Annotated in this window: 18 protein-coding genes; 14 read left to right on the forward strand and 4 right to left on the reverse strand. The window is 60.1% G+C overall.

The features are described 5' to 3' along the window. Window positions 1-15 precede the first annotated feature (15 nt). Entirely contained in the window at window positions 16-3,363 is a 3,348-nt protein-coding gene (locus tag ACQ6S1_RS02010; protein ID WP_445039495.1) for a YhdP family protein, read from the forward strand. Window positions 3,364-3,373: 10 nt separating this feature from the next. On the opposite strand, the gene tyrS is transcribed toward ACQ6S1_RS02010, so the two are convergent. Beyond that, window positions 3,374-4,624 (reverse strand): tyrosine--tRNA ligase, encoded by a 1,251-nt coding sequence (gene tyrS / locus ACQ6S1_RS02015; protein WP_445039496.1) that lies wholly within the window; start codon window positions 4,622-4,624, stop codon window positions 3,374-3,376. 90 nt (window positions 4,625-4,714) lie between these two features. On the opposite strand from tyrS, the gene ACQ6S1_RS02020 reads away from it, so the two are divergent. Then, on the forward strand, window positions 4,715-5,827 hold the full coding sequence (locus tag ACQ6S1_RS02020; protein WP_445039497.1) for an anhydro-N-acetylmuramic acid kinase: 1,113 nt from the start codon (window positions 4,715-4,717) through the stop codon (window positions 5,825-5,827). Here the strand turns inward: ACQ6S1_RS02020 and ACQ6S1_RS02025 are convergent. Beyond that, window positions 5,824-6,780 carry an AEC family transporter gene (locus ACQ6S1_RS02025; protein ID WP_445039498.1) on the reverse strand — a complete coding sequence of 319 codons (957 nt, stop codon included), beginning with the start codon at window positions 6,778-6,780 and terminating at the stop codon, window positions 5,824-5,826. The two genes, ACQ6S1_RS02020 and ACQ6S1_RS02025, sit on opposite strands and share 4 nt — an antisense overlap. Window positions 6,781-6,795: 15 nt before the next feature. Further along, window positions 6,796-7,446: an alpha/beta hydrolase gene (locus tag ACQ6S1_RS02030; RefSeq protein WP_445039499.1), complete on the reverse strand. Its 651-nt coding sequence runs from the start codon at window positions 7,444-7,446 to the stop codon at window positions 6,796-6,798. Window positions 7,447-7,621: 175 nt separating this feature from the next. Here ACQ6S1_RS02030 and ACQ6S1_RS02035 point away from each other — a divergent pair, with 175 nt between their 5' ends. From ACQ6S1_RS02035 to ACQ6S1_RS02065, 7 genes are all read left to right on the forward strand, one after another. Next, window positions 7,622-8,794 carry a cysteine desulfurase family protein gene (locus tag ACQ6S1_RS02035; RefSeq protein ID WP_445039500.1) on the forward strand — a complete coding sequence of 391 codons (1,173 nt, stop codon included), beginning with the start codon at window positions 7,622-7,624 and terminating at the stop codon, window positions 8,792-8,794. 93 nt (window positions 8,795-8,887) lie between these two features. After that, window positions 8,888-10,369, forward strand: coding sequence for a Fe-S cluster assembly protein SufB (sufB, locus tag ACQ6S1_RS02040; RefSeq protein WP_445039501.1), 1,482 nt, complete (start codon window positions 8,888-8,890; stop codon window positions 10,367-10,369). 100 nt (window positions 10,370-10,469) lie between these two features. Then, window positions 10,470-11,222 carry a Fe-S cluster assembly ATPase SufC gene (sufC, locus tag ACQ6S1_RS02045; protein WP_445039502.1) on the forward strand — a complete coding sequence of 251 codons (753 nt, stop codon included), beginning with the start codon at window positions 10,470-10,472 and terminating at the stop codon, window positions 11,220-11,222. Continuing rightward, entirely contained in the window at window positions 11,222-12,532 is a 1,311-nt protein-coding gene (sufD, locus tag ACQ6S1_RS02050; RefSeq protein ID WP_445039503.1) for a Fe-S cluster assembly protein SufD, read from the forward strand. Before sufC ends, sufD begins: the two co-directional genes overlap by 1 nt. 72 nt (window positions 12,533-12,604) lie before the next feature. Further along, window positions 12,605-13,852 carry a cysteine desulfurase gene (locus ACQ6S1_RS02055; RefSeq protein ID WP_445039504.1) on the forward strand — a complete coding sequence of 416 codons (1,248 nt, stop codon included), beginning with the start codon at window positions 12,605-12,607 and terminating at the stop codon, window positions 13,850-13,852. Between the two features lie 9 nt (window positions 13,853-13,861). Then, window positions 13,862-14,236, forward strand: coding sequence for an SUF system Fe-S cluster assembly protein (locus tag ACQ6S1_RS02060; RefSeq protein WP_445039505.1), 375 nt, complete (start codon window positions 13,862-13,864; stop codon window positions 14,234-14,236). A gap of 264 nt (window positions 14,237-14,500) precedes the next feature. Further along, a complete protein-coding gene (locus tag ACQ6S1_RS02065) occupies window positions 14,501-15,778 on the forward strand; it encodes a peptidoglycan DD-metalloendopeptidase family protein (RefSeq protein WP_445039506.1) in 1,278 nt (425 codons plus the stop codon). A gap of 62 nt (window positions 15,779-15,840) precedes the next feature. On the opposite strand, the gene ACQ6S1_RS02070 is transcribed toward ACQ6S1_RS02065, so the two are convergent. After that, on the reverse strand, window positions 15,841-16,725 hold the full coding sequence (locus ACQ6S1_RS02070) for an ATP-binding protein (RefSeq protein WP_445040233.1): 885 nt from the start codon (window positions 16,723-16,725) through the stop codon (window positions 15,841-15,843). Between the two features lie 118 nt (window positions 16,726-16,843). Here ACQ6S1_RS02070 and yajC point away from each other — a divergent pair, with 118 nt between their 5' ends. Genes yajC through ACQ6S1_RS02095 form a run of 5 tightly spaced genes read left to right on the forward strand, consistent with a single transcriptional unit; the run spans window position 16,844 to window position 20,998 of the window. Next, entirely contained in the window at window positions 16,844-17,179 is a 336-nt protein-coding gene (gene yajC, locus ACQ6S1_RS02075) for a preprotein translocase subunit YajC (RefSeq protein ID WP_445039507.1), read from the forward strand. Window positions 17,180-17,193: 14 nt separating this feature from the next. Continuing rightward, entirely contained in the window at window positions 17,194-18,801 is a 1,608-nt protein-coding gene (gene secD, locus ACQ6S1_RS02080; RefSeq protein ID WP_445039508.1) for a protein translocase subunit SecD, read from the forward strand. 13 nt (window positions 18,802-18,814) lie between these two features. Further along, window positions 18,815-19,753 carry a protein translocase subunit SecF gene (secF, locus tag ACQ6S1_RS02085; RefSeq protein WP_445040234.1) on the forward strand — a complete coding sequence of 313 codons (939 nt, stop codon included), beginning with the start codon at window positions 18,815-18,817 and terminating at the stop codon, window positions 19,751-19,753. A 4-nt stretch (window positions 19,754-19,757) separates the two neighbouring features. Beyond that, complete coding sequence (locus tag ACQ6S1_RS02090; protein ID WP_445039509.1) at window positions 19,758-20,150, forward strand: Mth938-like domain-containing protein; 393 nt, start codon at window positions 19,758-19,760, stop codon at window positions 20,148-20,150. Further along, a complete protein-coding gene (locus ACQ6S1_RS02095) occupies window positions 20,150-20,998 on the forward strand; it encodes a phytoene/squalene synthase family protein (RefSeq protein ID WP_445039510.1) in 849 nt (282 codons plus the stop codon). Before ACQ6S1_RS02090 ends, ACQ6S1_RS02095 begins: the two co-directional genes overlap by 1 nt. Window positions 20,999-21,025: the final 27 nt, after the last annotated feature.

Here is a 21,025-nt window from a genome sequence, read left to right on the forward strand (position 1 = left end):
AGGTGTGTGCAGAGGATGAGGCAAAACGATCCGGTTTCCAGCAAGCGGATCAGGGATTGCGTGATCGCGCGTGACGGCGTGAATCACCCCCTTTTGCCTTCCGGGCGATCCAGCATGCGGAAGCGCGTCGTCCTAGTGGCCGTCGCAGGTGTTCTCGTTCTCCTCGGCGCGCTCGCCGCCGTGTTTCTTACTCCGCTGGGATCCACCCTCGTCACTCCGCAGATCGTCAAGGCGATCGAAGCTCGGCTGGCCGAGGGCTATTCCGTTCATATCGGTGAGAGCCGGGTAGATCCCACAACGGAAGGGTTGGACCTCCGCCTCGACGATGTGGAAATCCGGGACGGCTCCGGAACCCGCGTCTTCGCGGTGCCTCAGGCATCGCTCGCAGTTGATCGACGGCTCCTGACGGGATCAGGCGATTTTCCGATTCGTCGCATCAAACTCATTCGGCCGCACCTGACATTGCGTGTCGAAGAGAACGGAACGGTTGCCCTGTCCACCACTGAAGGTGGCCTTCCCTTGTTCAGCCTTCCGGCACTTGGCGCCCCGCAGCCGGCGCCAACGGAAATGCTGCAATTGCTCGAGGCGATCGATGCATCCCTCAGTACGGCTGGCGCCTTCGGTCGGTTCGAAGTCGGTGAAGTGAGCCAAGCCAGTCTGTTTCTTGACGATAGACGGCGCAGCCGAACAGAAAAATCCGAGATGGTCGATGTCCGGATCGCCCGCCTGTCGAACCAATCGGGGGTCGTGGCGAGTGCCTCATCATCAGACCCGTCCGATCCCTGGTCGATCACAGCGACCTTGGCGGGCAATGCAGGGGACAACCGCAATTTCGACGTGGGATTCAGCAACCTGTCGATCGGCCGGTTGATTTATGAGGCCCTTCGGGGGGGGACGCCCGCGAAGTTCGATGGTCGGCTCTCCGGCCATCTTTATGCTCAAACCACGCCGCAGGGTCAGATCGCGAATGCAGGCGCTCGCCTCGACGTTCAAGGCTTCGAGGCTGTTTCCACAATCGAAGCGGAATCTCGAGCAGCCATCGAGCGCGCTCGGGTGGAGGTCGAATGGAATGGAACTGAGCGGCAATTGCGTTTGCTCAAATCCGACATCTACTCAGGAACGACCCGATTGTCTTTTGGAGGGCAGGCCAAAGGAATCGACGCGTCCGAGGACGAGTGGGAATTTGCCTTTGCGGGCACGGAAACATCGTTGCCGGGCGCCGATGCCGTCACACAAGCGCTTCGATTCGACAGGATCGAGCTTTCCGGCCGGCTCGCGGGCGCCTCTCGAAAGGTCACTCTTGATCAATTCAGTGCCAAGGGGCGCACCGTCTCGCTGGCCGCGCAGGCGGTCATCGATCTGGGGCAGGAGGAACCGCATATCGATCTCGCGCTTGCCAGTTCCCGCGGGCCTCTCGCGGCGTTGCTCCGGGTGTGGCCGGCTCCAATCGCCCCTAACACACGCAATTACCTAGCCAAGAATGTCCGGCACGCAATAGTTGAGGAAATGAGCCTCGCGGTGAAAGGCCCCTTGGATGTCGGCCCAGCGAAAGACCGCTCGGTAAGGCTCGATGCGAAATTCCAGGACGGCGTCCTCAATTATTTGAACGGCGTTCCGCCAGCCACGGGAATTTCCGGTTCTGTCGCCATGGGAGATCAGGACCTGAACGTTGTGATCGATTCCGGTCGCGTGGATACGGGGCAGGGCAAGATTTTGGACATTGCCGGGACGCGTTTTTCCGCGCCGGACCACCGACCCAGATCCTTCCCGGGCGAGATCGCCGTCAAATTGAACGGACCTCTTGCGGGCGTAGGAAATCTGCTTGCGGCGGAGCCGTTGGCGAAACTCGCGCCTGGTGTCAGTTCCAAAATGGGTGGTGAAGGGAACATCGCCGGCACGATCTTCTTGCGCGGGATAATCGGCAAGGAGACCGAAATCGGGAAAATGGCGATAAGCGTCGAGGCTGACGCCAAGGATATCTCCCTGGCAAATGCTGTCGCCGGCAAGGATCTGGCCGACGGCGACTTCCGCATTCTGCTGGAGCCGACTTCCGCGTCCATTCGCGGGCAGGGCCGGATAGGTGGCGCCACGACGGCGATCGAAGCTCTTATCGCGAGGGATGCCGGGGGTAATTATCGCCAGACGAGCATCGCCTTCTCGCTCGATCCGTCCAAGATCACCGAATCTCCGTCCAGCACCTGGAAGATCACCGGGCCTGTTTCCGCGCGATTATCGATGCCGAACGCGGCCTCATTGGAGAATGCGGTATTTGAAGCTGATCTCACGGGAGCCTCTGTCGATGGGCCCGCCGGAATAAAGAAATCTGCGGGCCAGGGAGGGCAGATCAGTTTCGGTGTAACCCCGAGCAATAATGCATGGCGGTTGGGAAACTTTCGCGCCGAAGGCGCCGGCATCGATATCCGTGGAACACTGGATATTTCCGAATATGCGCTGCTCCACGCAGATCTGCCGACGTTTCGAGCCACCAAGGGGGACGATTCGCAGGTTACCATCACTCGCTTCGGCAACGGCTACAAAGTCGCGATCAGAGGAAGTTCGTTTGATGGGCGCGCAGCCATAAGCGAAATGTTTTCCGGAAGCGCGGGCGGCGACCCGATCGATCTGGATGTCGATGCCAAACTCGGGACTCTTATCGGAAAGAACGGCGAGGTCCTGACCGGTCTTGACCTCCGGGCAAGCCGACGTGGCAAGAACATTCGCACCTTTCAGCTTGCCGGCCGCCTCGGATCCGGTCCTGTCGAGGGGCGCTTGTCGGGAGACAAAAGGCGCTTTCTCAGTCTTCGGGCTGCGGATGCGGGTGCCACACTTCGATTTCTCGACATCTACGGCAGAGTTGGGGGCGGTCAGCTCAACCTTGATATCGTTCCGGGCGATGTCTCGGAGGCCCGGCTCGGCTTGCGCAATTTCCAGGTCGTCGGTGATCAGCAACTGGCGGCAATCGCCCGAGGTAGCCGTCCCCAAGGCGGTGGTATGAATTTCACGAAGATGGATGCTCGCTTCAAGGCGAGCGCTGGAAAAATCGTAATCGATGATTGCATCGTCTACGGGAACGAGCTCGGCGCCACTTTGTCTGGAGAGATCAATTACGGCGCGGACAAAGTTGAAATCCGAGGCACGTTCCTGCCGGCCTATGCCATCAACAATTTGTTCGGAAAGCTGCCTGTGATCGGAACGATCCTTGGAGGCGGCTCCAAGGAAGGGCTTTTGGGTATCACGTTCGAAATGGACGGCGCCTGGTCGGCGCCGCGTATGAAAGTGAACCCGCTGTCAGCCGTTGCACCGGGTTTCCTGCGCAAACTCTTCGAGTTCCGCGACAACCCCGCGAGTGCCCCGCCAGGCTAAGTACGATGAATTAACGCGCGCGGAGCAATACGTGCTTCTTGCGCCCGAGCGACAGCTTGATCGCGCCGTCCGTGAGATCGGCCGATGTCAGGATCATCTTCTCGTCGGTTACGACGGCGTCGTTGACCTTCAGACCACCGCCTTTGACCTGGCGCCTTGCCTCGCCGTTCGATGCGACGAGGCTTCCCGTGACGAAAGCGGCGAGGACACCGATGCCGTCGGAGAGATCCCTAGCGGCTATTTCGACAGTCGGAAGATTATCTGCAACCACGCCCTCCTCGAAGGTGCGGCGGGCGGTCTCGGCGGCTTCGAGGGCCGCGTCTCGTCCGTGAACCAGCGCCGTGACTTCGGTCGCCAATCGCTTCTTCGCCTCGTTGATCTCAGCACCCGACAGATTCTCGAGCTGCGTGATCTCGGTAAGTGGAAGATCGGTGAACAGCCGCAGGAAGCGGCCCACATCGGCATCCTCGGTGTTGCGCCAATATTGCCAGAAATCCCAGGCGCTGAGCATGTCGCCGTTGAGCCAGACTGCGCCGGCGGCCGTTTTACCCATTTTTGCGCCGGACGCGGTGGTCAGCAGGGGACAGGTCAGGCCGTAAAGCTCGGCCCCGGAAAGGCGGCGTCCGAGATCGATGCCGTTGACGATGTTGCCCCATTGATCGGAGCCGCCCATCTGCAGCCGGCAGCCGTAGCGTTTCGCCAGTTCCGCGAAATCGTAAGCCTGCAGGATCATGTAGTTGAATTCGAGGAAGCTGAGCGGCTGATCACGATCCAGCCGGAGCTTGACGGAATCGAAGGTCAGCATGCGGTTCACCGAGAAATGGCGCCCCACGTCCCGCAGGAACGGGATGTAGGCCAGGCTTTCCAGCCATTCCGCATTATTGACCATGACGGCGTCGGTCGGGCCGTCGCCGAATGTCAGAAAGCGATCGAAAATTCGCCGGATGGAAGAGAGGTTCTCCGCGATCTTGTCGTCGCTCAGAAGCTGGCGCGCATCGTCCTTCCCGGAAGGATCACCGACCTTGGTGGTGCCGCCGCCCATCAAAACGATAGGCTTGTGACCGGCCTGTTGAAGCCGACGCAGCATCATGATGCCCATCATATGGCCAACATGCAGGCTCGGACCTGTGAGATCGAAGCCGATATACGCCGTAATCGGACCTTCCAGAGCCAGTTTGTCGAGAGCGGCCGCGTCAGAAATCTGATTGATGCAGCCGCGTTCCGAGAGCAGCTTCAGGAACGGCGATTCGAAGGCTTCCATAACGTTACGCACTGTCGTTGAGGTGTGGAGGTCTGTCCCTGTAACAGCTTTGCCCCCGGATTTACACGTCTACAGGAGGGAGGTCTTCCAATGAGGGCTGTCGGAATGATGAGCGGCACTTCGCTCGATGGAATCGACATCGCACTCATCGAGACAGACGGCGAAACGATCACAGGCTTCGGACAGACCGCCAGCTTTCCATATGATGGCCACGCCGAAGATCGTCGCCTGATCTTCGCCGCGATGGAAGATGCCCGGGACCTCACTGATCGCACCGCTCGCCCAGGCCGGCTCTTACAGGCGGAAGACGCGGTGAACCGGTTGAATATCGAGGCTGTTCAGGCCTTTTTGACGCGATTGGATAAGCCCGCCGATATCATCGGATTTCACGGCCAGACAATGGTGCACCGTCCTGAGATCGGCCTGACTCTTCAACTTGGAAACGGACAGGCTATGGCCCGGAAGACGGGCGTGCCGGTCGCATACGATTTTCGTGCGGCCGACATGCAAGCCGGGGGAGAGGGTGCCCCGCTCGCACCCGTTTTTCACGCGGCCCTCGCAAAGACGCTGGACCGCTCATATCCGATCTGTGTTCTCAATCTCGGCGGCGTTGCGAACATCACCTTCATCGAGGCCGAGGGCGCCGAACCTCTCGCGTGCGATGTGGGACCGGCGAACGCGCTCGTCGATGATTTCATGCGGGAGCGAACGGGCCGAAATTACGACGATCTGGGCCGATCTGCCGCGGCCGGACAGATCGACCAGCGCATTGTCGAAAATGTGCTGTCGCATCCCTTCTTCCGGCAAAAGCCTCCGAAATCGCTTGACCGGAACGCTTTTCGGCAATGGATAAACTGCCATGCATCCTTGGGGAGCATGACGGTCGAGGATGGATCCGCGACGCTCACGGCTTTCACGGTCGCAGGGATCGTTTCCATTCTCAAGCATCTGCCCCGCGCTCCACGAACGTGGATCGTTGTGGGCGGTGGAGCTCATAATCTGACAATCATGGACGCGCTCAGGGAGCAGCTTGCACCGGCCTGGGTCGGGACCGGAGAGGATGTTGGTTGGCTCAGCGATTACATCGAGGCTCAGGCCTTCGCCTTTCTTGCTGCACGCTCATTGCGAGGTCTGCCTTTGAGCTTTCCGGGAACCACAGGCGTACCTGTAGCCACTCCGGGCGGGCTTATCGGATATCCTTAAAGCGGAAGCGGTCCATGCCCCTGCAGGTGCAGCAGCAAAGGTACCGTGCCGATCGATCCGAGCGTCGACAGTAGAATGACGTCTGCCGTGACATCGGCATCGCGATCATAATATTCGGCCAGCATGAACGGGCCGGTGCCTGTGGGCAACGCCGCCATGAGAACGGACAGATCGACAGCCATTTTCGGAAGATCGAACACGTAATGTGCAAAGACATAGGTCAGGAGCGGATGCACGAGCAGCTTGACGCCGCTCAGGCTCAGGATCACGCCCCACTTTCGAGGTGAACGCTCATCCGCAAGGTATCTGTCGGCAAGAAAGGTACCCAAGGCTACGAGGGCGCAGGGACTGGCGGCAGCGCCGAGCAATTTCAGGAATGTGTCGGCGCTTCGGGGTACAGATAGACCGAGGAGTGAGGTGAGAATGCCCGCGGCTGGTGCGATCAAAAGCGGGTTCGACACCAGCGACCGGGCCACTGAAAACAGCATTGCGCCAGTGGCCTGATCCTTGTTAACCGCCACTTCGATCAAGAGGATCGCTGCAGCAAACAATACGCAGACCGTGATGATGGACAAAAGCGTTACACCGGTCAGCGATGAAGTCCCGAACACCGCCAGAGCGATCGGAAAACCCATATAGCCGGTGTTGGCATAGCTGCCGTTCAGCCCATCGACGGACGCCTCCGCCAGTCCCCGCACGCGCAAACGAACCAGGACGACGGCGAGGAAGACCACGCCACAAGACGCCATGAAGCTAAAAGTGATGCCGGGCTGATAGAGATCGGCCCAGCTCGCATGAGAAGTGATGCTGAAGAGCAGGGCCGGCAGTCCGAGCCAGACGACGAAGCGGTTCAGCTCAGATGACGCCGAAGGGCCAAGTACACCCGTGCGCCGGCCAATGAAACCGGCGAGGATGATTGCGAAGATCGGGAGAACAGCGTCGAGCGTAGACATGCGCCCGCCGCCTGATCAGGCGATGGTTGCGCCGTGCAATCTCTTGTCGAGATAGGAGCTGCAGCTTTTCAGCAATTCTTCCGTCTTGCCGTCAAAGAAATGATTGGCACCCGGAATGACGTCCTGGTCGATGACGATGCCCTTCTGCGTCTTCAGCTTGTCGACAAGGGCCTGCACATCCTTCATCTGCGCAACGCGATCCACATCGCCATGAACGATCAAGCCAGACGACGGGCAGGGCGCAAGGAACGTGAAATCGAACTTGCCCGCCGGTGGCGCCACGGAAATGAAGCCCTCGACTTCCGGCCGTCGCATGAGAAGCTGCATGCCGATCCAGGCGCCGAAGGAAACACCGGCCACCCAGCATCCACGCGCGTCAGGATTGATGGACTGAGCCCAATCCAGTGCGGAGGCAGCGTCCGAAAGCTCGTCCTGCCCATGATAGATGCCCTGGCTACGCCCGACTCCACGAAAATTGAACCGCAGAACCGAGAAGCCGCGTTCCACGAACATGTAATAGAGCTGGTACACAATGGGATTGTTCATCGTTCCGCCGAATTGCGGATGGGGATGCAGAACGATGCCGATCGGAGCATTCTTGGTCTTCGAAGGATGGTAGCGGCCTTCCAGCCTGCCTGCCGGACCAGTAAAGATAACTTCGGGCATCGAACAACGTCTCGCGATTCCGGGGCAGCCCGTCGCGCCGTACGCTTGACTCGGGCCCAGACCTGTCTGAGTGGTAGAATAATTCTAATAGGCTGGCCATTCGTAACAGAATGGAGCCGCGCTTATATCATGCCAGAGGGTGCGGGACGCAAGTCTCTGGTGCCGTGCTAGAACGATGTACGACGAACGTATCTATCTCGATCATAATGCGACGACGCCGGTTCGGCCCGAAGCCGCCCTGGCCATTGGGCAGGCGCTTGTGCGCGGCGGAAATCCTTCAGCCATTCACGCTGACGGACGAAGGGCACGAGGACTTGTCGATGCCGCGCGGGAGCCAGTGGCGGCCCTCGTCGGCGGCAAGGGGCGCTATGTCAGCTTCACCAGCGGGGCCACGGAGGCCCTGAACCTGATGCTGACGCCTTCCCTGCGGATGGGAAGCGATGCACGCAAATGGCGTCTCTTCGTTGGCGCTTCCGAGCACGCGGCCGTTCTGGAAGGCCATCGCTTCGATGGCGCCAATGTCACTCGCGTGCCCGTTACAGGAGATGGCGTTCTGGATCTCGAGCAACTGGCTCAGATGCTGGCCGATCACCCGGAAGACAGGCCTCTTCTGGCGTTGCAAGCCGCGAACAACGAAACCGGAGTCGTCCAGCCGGTTTCCGAGGCCGCGGCGCTGGTCCATGCGCGGCAAGGTCTCGTTGTCTGCGATGCGGTACAGGCGGTCGGACGCATCAGGATCGATATGAATGCCTGGGGCGCTGACGTTGTCGTTGTGTCTGCGCATAAAATCGGAGGGCCTCCGGGCGTCGGCGCCCTGATCCGGACCTCCGACGCCATTCAGATCGAAAATCCTCTCGTACGAGGCGGTGGTCAGGAAAAGGGCATCCGAGCCGGCACCGAGAACGTACCGGGTATAGCCGGATTTGCCGCGGCGTCGGCAGCGGTTTTACAGCATCTCGAAGACGAGGCCGGCAATGTGATCGTCCTCCGCAGGCGACTAGAGACGGGGCTCCGGGAGATCGCGGCTGATGCAATCATCTTCGGCGAGGCGGTTTCTCGCCTCCCGAATACGACGGCGTTCGCCGTGCGCGGGCTAGCGGCCGAAACGACCCTCATTGCGCTCGATCTCGCGGGATTGGCCCTGTCGTCCGGTTCGGCTTGCTCGTCAGGCAAGGTCAAAGGATCTCACGTCCTTGAAGCGATGGGCGTGGATACCGACATTCAGAAATGCATGCTTCGCGCGAGTCTCGGCTGGACGTCGACCCAAAAGGATGTCGATCGCTTATTGGCTGAGATGAAGCGTTTGCACACAAAGTTTTCCATGGCTGGAAAAGTTCTAGCCGCTTGACCCCTTGCGTTGCGTAGGCCTAAGCCCTCCGCAACATCGATAAATGTGACCCCGAACGCGCGGTCCTTGAAACCGCTGTGGAAGGAGAAGTTCATGCCGGCCGTCCAGGAGACGATCGACCAGGTTCGTCTGATCGACGTCGATCAGTACAAGTACGGTTTCGTGACAGACATCGAGAGCGAGCGCGCTCCGCAGGGACTGTCCGAAGATATCGTCCGCTATATCTCGGCCAAGAAGAACGAGCCCGAATGGCTGCTCGAATGGCGGCTTGACGCCTATCGTCGCTGGCGCACCATGCAGGAACCGAATTGGGCCAAGGTGGAATATCCACCGATCCCCTATGAGGATCTCTATTATTATTCGCAGCCGAAGAACACGCCCGGTCCGAAAAGCCTGGACGAGGTCGATCCCGAACTGCTGCGCACCTATGAGAAGCTTGGCATTCCGCTGCGTGAGCGTGAGATCCTGCTGGGCGTCGAGCGTCCGGAAGGAGAGCGCCGTGTTGCCGTCGATGCCGTGTTCGACTCGGTTTCGGTCGCCACGACCTTCAAGGCGGAACTGGCCAAGGCCGGCGTGCTGTTCATGCCGATTTCGGAGGCCGTCCACGAGCATCCGGAGCTGATCAAAAAGTACCTCGGCTCCGTCGTTCCGGTCACCGACAATTTCTATGCCACTCTCAATTCGGCCGTCTTCTCGGACGGCTCGTTCGTCTACATTCCGCCGGGAGTGCGCTGCCCGATGGAGCTGTCGACCTATTTTCGAATCAATGAGCGGAACACCGGGCAGTTCGAGCGCACGCTCATCATCGCCGACAAGGGCTCCTATGTGAGCTATCTCGAAGGTTGCACCGCGCCGATGCGCGACGAGAATCAGCTGCACGCAGCAGTCGTCGAACTGGTGGCGCTGGACGATGCCGAAATCAAATATTCCACCGTCCAGAACTGGTACCCGGGCGATTCCGAGGGCCGCGGCGGCATCTATAATTTCGTGACAAAGCGCGGCGATTGCCGCGGCGACCGCGCCAAGATTTCATGGACGCAGGTGGAAACCGGCTCCGCCATAACGTGGAAATATCCGAGCTGCATTCTGCGCGGTGAGAGTTCGGTCGGCGAGTTCTACTCGATCGCGATTTCCAACGGCATGCAGCAGGTGGATTCTGGCACCAAGATGATCCATCTCGGCCGCAACACGACCTCGAAGATCATTTCCAAGGGTATCGCTGCCGGAAAGTCGCAGAACACTTATCGGGGCCAGGTCTCGGCGCACCGCAAGGCGAAGAACGCGCGTAATTTCACGAACTGCGACAGTCTCCTGATCGGTGACCAGTGCGGTGCGCACACCGTGCCGTACATCGAGGCCAACACGGCATCCGCGGTGATCGAACATGAGGCCACCACCTCGAAGATCGCCGAAGACCAGATGTTCTACTGCCAGCAGCGCGGCCTCTCCGAGGAGGAGGCGGTCGCGCTTATCGTCAACGGCTTCGTCAAGGAGGTGCTGCAGCAGCTCCCGATGGAGTTCGCGGTCGAGGCGCAGAAGCTCATCGCCGTCAGCCTCGAAGGCTCGGTGGGATAACGCGCACGCCGGGCGGCTCCAAGTGAGCCGCCGCCATTACTATTCCAGAAGCACGGCCGGTTCGCAGCGAAGCGCTCACCGGCTAACAGGGACGCCGAACATGCTGTCGATCAAGAACCTCCACGCCCGGATCGAGGACAACGGACAGGAAATCCTCAAGGGTCTGAACCTCGAAGTGCCGGCCGGCCAGGTTCATGCAATCATGGGACCGAACGGTTCGGGCAAATCCACCCTGTCCTATGTCCTCGCGGGTAAAGAGGACTACGAAATAACCGACGGCGAGGTCACGCTCGATGGCGAGGATCTGCTGGAGATGGAAGCCGACGAGCGCGCCGCAAAGGGTGTGTTTCTCGCCTTCCAATACCCGCTCGAAATCCCTGGCGTGGGCACCATGACCTTCCTGAAGGCAGCCTTGAACGCGCAGCGCCGCACGCGCGGTGAGGCGGAGCTGGCGACGCCCGAATTCATCAAGATGGTTCGCCAGCACGCAAGCGATCTCGAAATCGATCAGGAGATGTTGAAGCGGTCGCTCAATGTCGGCTTCTCGGGCGGTGAAAAGAAGCGCGCGGAGATCCTGCAGATGTCGCTGCTGCAGCCGAAACTGGGCATTCTGGACGAGACGGATTCCGGCCTCGATATCGATGCACTCAAGGTGGTATCCGAGGGTGTCAACCGGCTGCGCGCGCCGGATCGTTCCTTCGTCGTCATCACCCATTACCAGCGCCTGCTGAACTACATCGTCCCGGATGTCGTGCATGTGATGTCGAAGGGTCGTATCGTCCGCTCAGGTGGCCCGGAACTGGCCCAGGAACTTGAGGCGCGCGGTTACGCTGATTACGTCGAGGCGGCGTAATGGCCACGACAGCTTTACGTCCGATCAAGACAGCAGCGGAAACGGCGCTCGTCGATCAGTTTGCCAATGCAAAACGAACACTTCCGGGCGATACCGCCGCTCGGGAGGCGGCGTTTGGATTCGTGGCGGACGGTCTTCCGCACCGCCGTGTCGAAGAGTGGAAATACACCGATCTTCGTGCCTTGATGCGCGATGCCAAGCCGCTGGCATCTGCGCCGACGGTGCAAGAGATCGAAGCCGTGCGCGCACGTCTCTCCGAGGTGGTGGTCGATGCGGCGCGTATTGTCTTCGTCAACGGCTCGCTGATCGAGGGCCTGTCGGATCTCGCAAACATGCCCGATGGCGTTGAGGCCGTTTCGATCAACCGGGCTCTCGCCGACAAGAACCCAATTCTGGCTCGTTCAGGTGAGGCGCTGGCGCCGCCGGATAATGCGGCCATTGCGCTCAACACGGCCTTCGTCGCGGATGGCGTTGTGTTGCGTATCGCCAAGGATGCGCAGGTCGCTCGTCCGATTCATCTCGTCTTCGCTCAGGAAGGCAACGGCCATGCCGCCTATGCCCGGGCTGTTGTCGTGGTGGAGGAGGGCGCCCGTGTCGAACTGATCGAAAGCCATTCCGGCGCAGGGCAGCATCAGACGAACTCCGTCGTGGAACTGGTTGCCGACGATAATTCCGATGTCACTCTGGTGAAGCTCCAGGCGGAATCGTTGCAGACGCAGCATCTCGCAACGCTTGCCGTCACTCTCGGTGCTGCCGTGAAACTCAACACGGTCTCAGTTGCCCGTGGCGCGGCACTGGCTCGCCAGCAGGTTTTCCTGACCTTCAAGGGCGATGGCACGAACGCCTCGCTCAACGGCATCTCGCTGTCTGGCGCACGGCGCCATCTCGACACCACGCTCTTTGTGGACCATGCAGCATTCGGATGTGAGAGCCGCGAGCAGTTCAAGGCGGTGCTCGATGGTGAAAGCCGTTCGGTCTTCCAGGGCAAGATTCTCGTCCGCCAGAATGCCCAGAAGACCGACGGGCGCATGATGATGCGTGCGCTGATGCTGTCGGAGGGATCGGAGGCCGATCTTAAGCCTGAGCTCGAAATCTATGCAGACGACGTGCAGTGCGCCCACGGCGCAACCTGTGCGGCACTGAACGACGGACACCTGTTCTACCTCATGGCGCGCGGCATTCCGCGGGTCGAGGCGGAGGCCATTCTGGTCGAGGCATTCGTCGATGAGGTTCTGGAATCGATCGAGAACGAGGCTTTGCGCGAAAGCCTCGCGGTTGTGACAAACGGCTGGCTACGCGCTCGAGACTGACGAGAGAGTGCCCGACGGCCAGGTCGAAGGGCACTCCTGACCCTCCGGATATGCCGGAGCACGGAGGCTGACATGAACTCACCGGTCCTGCCTGGAAAACTCGGCTACGATGTCGAAGCCATTCGCCGTGACTTTCCCGCTCTGGCGCTGGAGGTGAATGGCAAGCCTCTCTGCTACCTCGACAATGGCGCGTCAACGCAGAAGCCAAGGCAGGTGCTGGATGCGATCCGCCACTCCTATGAGGCGGAGTACGCAAACGTCCATCGGGGCCTGCATTATCTCGCCAACGCCGCCACCGAGGCTTTCGAGGGCGCACGCGAGGAGGTGCGGGCCTTCCTGAATGCGGATTCGGTGGACGAGATCGTTTTCACTCGTTCGGCCACCGGGTCGCTCAATCTCGTCGCATCCAGCTTCGGGCGCATGGCGATCGGCCCTGGCGACGAAATCGTCCTCTCACTTCTGGAGCACCATTCCAACATCGTGCCCTGGCACTACCATCGCGAGCGCAATGGCGCGGTGCTGAAGTGGGTGCCGGTAAGCGAAGAGGGCGCTTTCGACCTCGACGCCTTCGAGGCCATGCTGGGCCCGAAGACCAAGATCGTCGCCGTCACGCATATGTCCAATGTCACGGGCACGATTACGCCGGTGAAGGACATCATCCGTCTCGCCCATGCGCGCGGGATTCCGGTGCTGCTCGATGGAAGTCAGGCCGCCGTGCACATGCCGGTCGATGTTCGCGATCTTGACGTCGATTTCTACGTCTTCACCGGTCACAAGCTCTACGGCCCAACGGGCGTCGGCGTGCTTTATGCCAAGAAGGAATGGCTAGAGCGCCTGCCACCTTACGAAGGTGGCGGTGAGATGATCCGCGATGTCACCGAAGACATGGTAACCTATGCGGACCCGCCATCCCGGTTCGAAGCCGGCACACCACCCCTTGTTCAGGCGGTGGGTCTCGGCGCGGCTATTCGTTATGTCAGCAGCATCGGCCGGGAAGCGATCCTCGCCCACGAAACCCAGCTGCGCGATTATGCCCATGAGCGCTTAGGCGCCATGAATTCCTTGCGCATTTTTGGAACCACCGCCGACAAGGGGGCGATCGTGGCTTTCGAGATGAAAGGGGCACATGCTCACGACGTCGCCCACGTGCTCGACCGTTACGGCATAGCGGTCCGTGCGGGGACGCATTGCGCACAACCGCTGCTTAACCGCTATGGTGTGACCTCCACATGCCGTGCGAGTTTCGGCCTCTACAACACGAAAGCCGAAATCGATACATTGGTGGAAGCGCTGGAAAAGGCGCAGGCCCTGTTCGCCTAGAGATCCGATATGAACGACAGTCCGACTCTTCCTAATGCCGTCAGCCCACATCCGACTTCCGCGATCCCGCCGGAGGAACTGGAGCAGATGGCGGAACAGATCGTCGGCGCGTTGAAAACCGTCTATGATCCCGAGATCCCGGTCGACATCTATGAATTGGGACTCGTCTATAAAATCGACATCAGCGATGAGCGCGACGTGGCGATTGACATGACGCTGACCGCGCCAGGCTGCCCGGTCGCGGCTGAGATGCCCGGCTGGGTCGAGAATGCCGTTAGCTCGGTCCCGGGCGTCAACGCCGTTCGAGTAACAATGACTTTCGATCCGCCGTGGGATCAGAGCCGAATGTCGGATGAAGCGCGCGTCGCTCTCGATATGTGGTGAACGCCGCCTAAAAAGGTGTGGCGAATTTTAGGGATCGCAACGGCTTGTTTACCCCAACGGCGCTTAATACTCGCACGTAGTTTTTCGTAGTGTGTGAGTGGCGCGATGACTTCCTCGGCTTGTTCGTGGTCCCGGTTTGGCGTCCGGTTTGCGGTTCTTGGAGTTGTCGCGGTTTCGGCCTCGGCATGCAGCTCCGATCGGTTCGCGTATGATCCGTTCGCCAATCCCTTTAACGGGAATGGCGGTGGTGAAGGCGGTCCCGCGATGACCGGGTCGGTATCGAGTGGTGCCGCGCCATTTTCGCGAGCGCCGACCTCGTCGGTAACCTCCGAGCCGCTTCCGCCTCCCGGCGGTTATTCCGGCGGCGCTCCTGCCTATGCGCCGGCTGCACCGTCCTATCCGGCTTACCAGCAGTCGCCGTCCTATTCGCAATCGAATTACGGTTCGTCCTCGTCTGCCCATTCGTCGTCGGATCACAGCGGGCCTGCCGGCGGACGTCGCACCATCGTTGTGGAGTATGGCGACACGCCGTATTCACTCGGCCAGCGCTATGGCGTCCCGGCCAGCAAGATTCTGTCGGCAAACCAATTGCCCCAGGGCGCAACTCTTTCTCCCGGCCAACGTATCGTCATCCCGGCCGGCACCAATCAGGCTGCGGCGGAGCGCACGATGTCTCCGCCTCCGACCCGCCCATCGATGGCGGCCGCGCCGGCTCTGAGCACGTCCTCTCGTTCAACGCGGACATCCTCGGCGGGCGGAAGCCATACCGTGGCATCGGGCGAAACGCTTTTCTCGTTGGCCCGGCAATACAACGTCCCCGTTGGTCAGCTTGCGTCGGCAAACGGATACGGGCTCGACCATCAATTGCGGATTGGCGAGAGCGTGACGATCCCGGGAGGGGCTGATACCAGAACGGCACCTCGCGCAATTGCGGCAAATTCCGCACCGACACTTGGCGCGCCGGAAAAGCCACTCGCAACACCAATTGCTCAACCTGTTCGCGCGGCAGAAGTTCAGCCTGTGACGGAACCGGCTCCTGCTCAGATGGCCGCTGTCGAACCGAAGCCAAAGTTGCAGCCTGTTGTCGCCAGCGCAGAGCCCAAGCCTGCCGCCAAAGATGAGGACGCAGCCGAACGCGGCACCAGCCTGGCTTCGGTCAACGGCGCCGATTTCCGCTGGCCGGTGCGGGGACGCGTCATTTCGGGATTTGGATCGAAGCCCAATGGCAGCACCAATGACGGCATCAATTTGTCCGTGCCGGAAGGCACGCCAATCAAAGCCTCGGAGGGCGGCGTTGTCGCCTATGCAGGCAATGAGCTAAAGGGATTTGGCAATCTCGTCCTGATCCGCCATCAGGGTGAGTGGGTCACGGCCTATGCTCATGCCAGTGAGATCATGGTGAAGCGCGGCGACGTGGTGCGTCGCGGCCAGATCATCGCGAAATCTGGCAAGAGCGGAAACGTCTCGGCACCGCAATTGCACTTCGAAGTTCGCCGCGGCGCGACGCCCGTGGATCCGATGAAGCACCTGCCGGCAGGCTAGGCACCACGCAGATAAATTCGTCTGAGCAGGCCCGCCGATCCGTTCGGCGGGCCTGATGCATTTCAGGCCGAGCCGTTCTTTTCCAAGGACAACCGCCCCGCAAGGTCTTGGATGAACTGCCAAGCGGTGCGGCCAGAACGAGAACCGCGTGTCATTGCCCATTCGAGCCCTTGGGCCCGCAAATCGTCTGCGGAAATGTCCAGGTCGAGCGCTTTGGCATATCCCTGAAGCATGGCCAGGTAATCATCCTGGTTGCAGGGATGGAAACCGAGCCAAAGGCCAAACCGGTCGGACAGCGAGACTTTCTCCTCGACGGCCTCGCCTGGATTGATCGCCGTTGCCCGCTCGTTATCGATCATATCGCGAGGCATGAGGTGACGACGATTCGATGTCGCGTAGAGAACGACATTATCGGGCCGGCCTTCGATTCCACCGTCCAGGACAGCCTTGAGCGCCTTGTAGGAAGAATCGTCGGTGTCGAAGGAGAGATCGTCGCAAAAGAGCAGGAATCGATAGGGCTCCTGACGCAGCCGCCCCATCAGGTCGGGCAGAGTTTCGATGTCCTCACGGTGAATTTCCACGAGCTTGAGCGAGGGACCACTCTTCGCGATCTGTTCAGCGTTGACCGAGGCGTGAACCGCTTTCACGAGCGACGATTTGCCCATGCCCCGCGCACCCCAAAGCAGGGTGTTGTTGGCCGAAAATCCCATCGCAAATTGCCGGGTGTTGTTCAGCAGAATGTCGCGCGCGCGATCAATGCCTTGAAGAAGAACGATATCTACGCGGTTGACGCGCGGCACAGGCACCAATCGCTCGCTGGCCGAATGCCAGACAAAAGCGTCTGCAGCCGCAAGGTCGGTTGCGGGGGGAGCCGGCGGTGAAAGGCGTTCCAGAGCGAGGGCAATTCGCTCCAGAAGCGCGGGATCGATATCAGATAAATTGGTCATGACGTGCGCATACCCTTCACCCCTGCGTGTGTCCATGAGGGCGCCGTTGCTTTCCATTCGCGCGCCGCTATAGTCCGGCCGCTTATAAGGCAATGGCACTACTGAGATGGAGTTACCGATGTTCATCACCCCCGCTTTCGCCCAGGGCGCCGCCGCCGGCGGGGGAGAGAATATTTTCGTCTCCCTTGTACCGTTCCTGCTGATCTTCGTGATCATGTACTTCCTCGTCATCCGTCCTCAGCAGAAGCGGCTCAAGACCCATAGGGAATTGACCAGCAATCTTCGCCGCGGCGACACGATCGTCACCTCCGGCGGCCTGATCGGCAAGATCACCAAGACGATCGATGAGGCCGAGGTCGAGGTCCAGATCGCGGAAAATGTGCGGGTTCGGGTCTCCCGTGGCGCCGTAACCGAAGTTCGCGCCAAGGGCGAACCAGTCGGCGCCGAAGCGTGAGCCTCTGACAATCCATGCTCCATTATTCGCGTACGAAGACCATCCTGACGCTTCTCCTCGTCGGGATCGGTCTTCTTCTCGTCGTTCCGAACCTGCTGCCGCAGGATATGCGGTCGCGCATTCCATCCTGGCTGCCGTCACGCACGATCGTGCTCGGTCTCGACCTTCAGGGCGGGTCGCATCTCCTTCTTGAGGTGGACGCCAACGCTCTGCGAGCCGCCCGCCTTGAATCGCTGCGCGATCAGACGCGGGCAGCCCTGAGAGATGAGCGCATCGGCTACACGGGCCTGAACATCACCGGTAATTCCGTACAGGTTCGTCTGAGGGAAGCCGGTGACACTCAGAAGGTGGTCACTCGGCTGCGGCAGCTCGCAAATCCCGTCTCTTCAGCGATGTTCGGCAACACGGGTGCTGTCGATCTCGACGTGGCAAGCACGCCCGAGGGCGTCTTGAACCTGACGCTGACGGCGGAGGGCACGGATGCCCGAATTCGGTCGGCGGTAGATCAATCCATCGAGATCGTTCGGCGACGCGTGGACGAATTGGGAACGACGGAACCTAGCATTCAACGCCAGGGCGTGGACCGCATCCTCGTGCAAGTTCCAGGGTTGCAGGATCCTCAGCGTCTGAAAGAGCTGATCGGTACGACAGCCCAGTTAAGCTTCCGGATGGTGGATGTGTCGATGCCGGTCCAGCAGGCCGAGCAGACGCGGCCGCCTGCGGAGTCGGAGGTTCTTCAAGGCGTCGAAAACCCTGACGAGCGTTATCTCGTCTACCGCCAGATTTTGGTTTCCGGCGAGGATCTGATTGATGCTCAGCCGGGATTTGATCAGCGGACGAATGAACCGATCGTCTCGTTCCGGTTCAATGCAAACGGCGCGCGTCGTTTTGCGGGCGTGACGCAAGCCAATGTCGGCCGCCCGTTCGCGATCGTGCTGGACAACAAGGTCATTTCGGCGCCCCGCATCAATGAGCCGATCACGGGCGGTTCAGGCCAGATTTCGGGTAGTTTCTCAGTCGAAAGCGCGAATAATCTCGCAATTCTGCTGAGAGCGGGTGCTCTCCCGGCACCCTTGACGGTCGTCGAGGAGCGTACGGTGGGGCCAGGCCTTGGCCAGGACTCGATCGATGCCGGCACGAAGGCCACGATCTATGCCGCGATCTTCGTCGTGCTGTTCATGTTCGCGACCTATGGAATATTCGGCCTCATTGCGAACATCGCGCTTCTTATCCACGTCGGACTGATCTTCGGCCTGATGTCGTTGATCGGCGCCACACTCACGCTGCCGGGTATCGCAGGCATCGTGCTGACTATCGGCACCGCCGTGGACTCGAACGTGCTGATCTATGAGCGCATTCGGGAAGAATTCCGTGCTGGGCGCTCTGTCGTGAGCGCGATTCAGGCGGGCTTTGAAAGAGCCTTCGCAACGATTGTGGACTCCAACTCGACCATGGGCATTGCCGCGGCCATCTTGTTCCTTCTGGGCTCCGGACCGGTAAAGGGCTTCGCCGTGGTCTTCCTCCTGGGCATCGTCACTACGGTGATCACGGCCGTGACGATGACGCGTATGATGATCGCTCTCTGGTACCGCTGGACGCGGGCCAAGACGATTCCGTTCTGAAGAGGGCTTGTTCGTGCGTCTTTTGAGACTCTGGCCCGAGGGCACTCAGTTCGATTTCATGAGATGGCGGCGGATCAGTTTTCCGCTGTCCGCCGTGATGTCGATCGCGATCATCGCTCTGTTCTATGTTCACGGTCTGAATTTCGGCATCGATTTTCGTGGCGGTACGCTGTTCGAGCTTCAGGCGAAATCCGGCGAGGCACACGCGTCCGAGGTACGTGAGAAAGCCAATGCGCTGGGCTTTGGCGAAGTCGAGGTCCAGGAATTTGGAGGAGAGGGGGGCCTGTCTCTTCGCTTCCCGATCCAGGACGGAGGTGAGGATGCTCAGAGCAACGTCGTCCAGGAAGCACGCAATGCCTTCCAGGACGCCTACGAGTTTCGCCGCGTAGAGGCGGTGGGTCCCCGTGTTTCAGGCGAACTCGTTCAGGCCGGAACAGTGGGTGTCGTCCTGTCCGTGGTCGCAGTCCTGGTTTACCTGTGGTTTCGCTTCGAGCGAAACCTTGCTCTCGGTGCGATCATCGGAACGTTGCACGATATTGTGCTGACCGTCGGATTTTTTGTCGTCACCGAGATCGAGTTCAATATGACTTCGATCGCTGCAATTCTGACGATCGTCGGATACTCGCTCAACGAAACAGTGGTCGTGTTCGATCGAACGCGTGAATTGCTGCGCCGTTACAAGACGATGCCTGACAGTGAACTGCTGAACCTGTCTATCAATTCGACCATGTCGAGAACGGTGATGACAGGTACGACGACGTTCCTGTCGCTTCTGGCGCTTGTCATGTTTGGCGGAGATGCGATCCAGGGCTTTGCACAGGTGATGCTGGTTGGTGTGGTTATCTGCACCTATTCGGCGATCTTTATCTCGTCGCCTTCACTGATGTATCTCGGGCTGCGGCAAACAGAGGCTCCGGCCGCAAAAGCTGCGCCCGTGCCCGCCAAATCGTGAACGGATGACATCGCACCTGGAAAGAGGGCATTTCCCATCACTCGCGCCACTCGATGCCTATGGCAATGGCGGCTTTCGGTTCGCGGAGATGTCTCACCGCGGATCGATTCTTTGTCTCCCAAGCGGCATATGGGCGTGGCCGCCGCTTGATGCGTCCACCCTCGTGCCCGACGACTTTGCGAGGGTCGTAAACGAGGCTGACGGCATCGAGATCTTTCTGATCGGCACGGGACCGAGCCATGTGCCTCTCCCGCGCGACGTCCGAGATCATTTGCGTGATATCGGCATTCGCGTCGATGTCATGCCGACAGGTCCTGCTGCACGGACCTATAATGTCTTGATGAGCGATCAGAGGAAAGTCTCCGCCGCGTTGATCGCGGTGGAAGAAGCGCAGTGATGGACCAGACGGCGTTCTGCCAGTCCCTGGTGAGGGAGTCGGATCCCGATCGGTTTTTTGCAACTCTGTTCGCCCCGGAGGCGAAAAGGCCGGCGCTTTTCGCGCTCTATGCCTTCAATGCTGAGGTCTCGCGGGTTCGCGATGTGATCAGCGAACCCGTTCCTGGCGAAATTCGCCTGACTTGGTGGCGCGAGGTCATAGAGGGAGCGCGCGAGGTCGAAGCTGCCTCGCATCCTGTGGCGAACTCACTTCTTGCTGCCATCGGCACCTATCGGCTTCCTAGAGAAGCCCTCGTCCGCCTCATCGAAGCGCGCGTTTTCGACGTTTATAACGATCCGATGCCCACAATCGTCGACTTGGAGGGTTACGCCGGAGATACATCATCGGCACTCTTCCAGCTGGCCTCCATCATATTGGCGGATGGTCAGGATTCCGGCGCGGCAGACGCCGCCGGGCACGCGGGGGTCGCCTATTCCATCGTCGGATTGTTGCGAAGCCTTCCGCTCCATGCGTCGCGACAGCAGCTTTTCTTGCCCGCCGATGTGATGGCTCGCCACGGTGTCGACCGAAATCTGATTTTTGCTCGTAAGACCGACGATTCTATTCGGGCTGCCTTCTCGGAAATGTGCGCCCTCGCTCACAATCATCTCCAGTCAGCCAAGGAGGCTTTGAGTGACGTCGCAAAACCTGTGCTTCCGGCCTATCTGCCGGGCTCGTTGATCGAGCTCTACGCCAGACAGATGGAGCGGGCAGGTTATGACCCCCTGAAAGGCATCAGCGAGGTTTCGCAATGGCGAAAGCAAATTCGATTGTGGCAATCGGCTCGCACCGGGCAGCCACTCGGATAGGCCTCTCCGGATATCGTCGGAACTTGC

It is taken from the genome of Terrihabitans aquatilis (genome assembly GCF_052542005.1).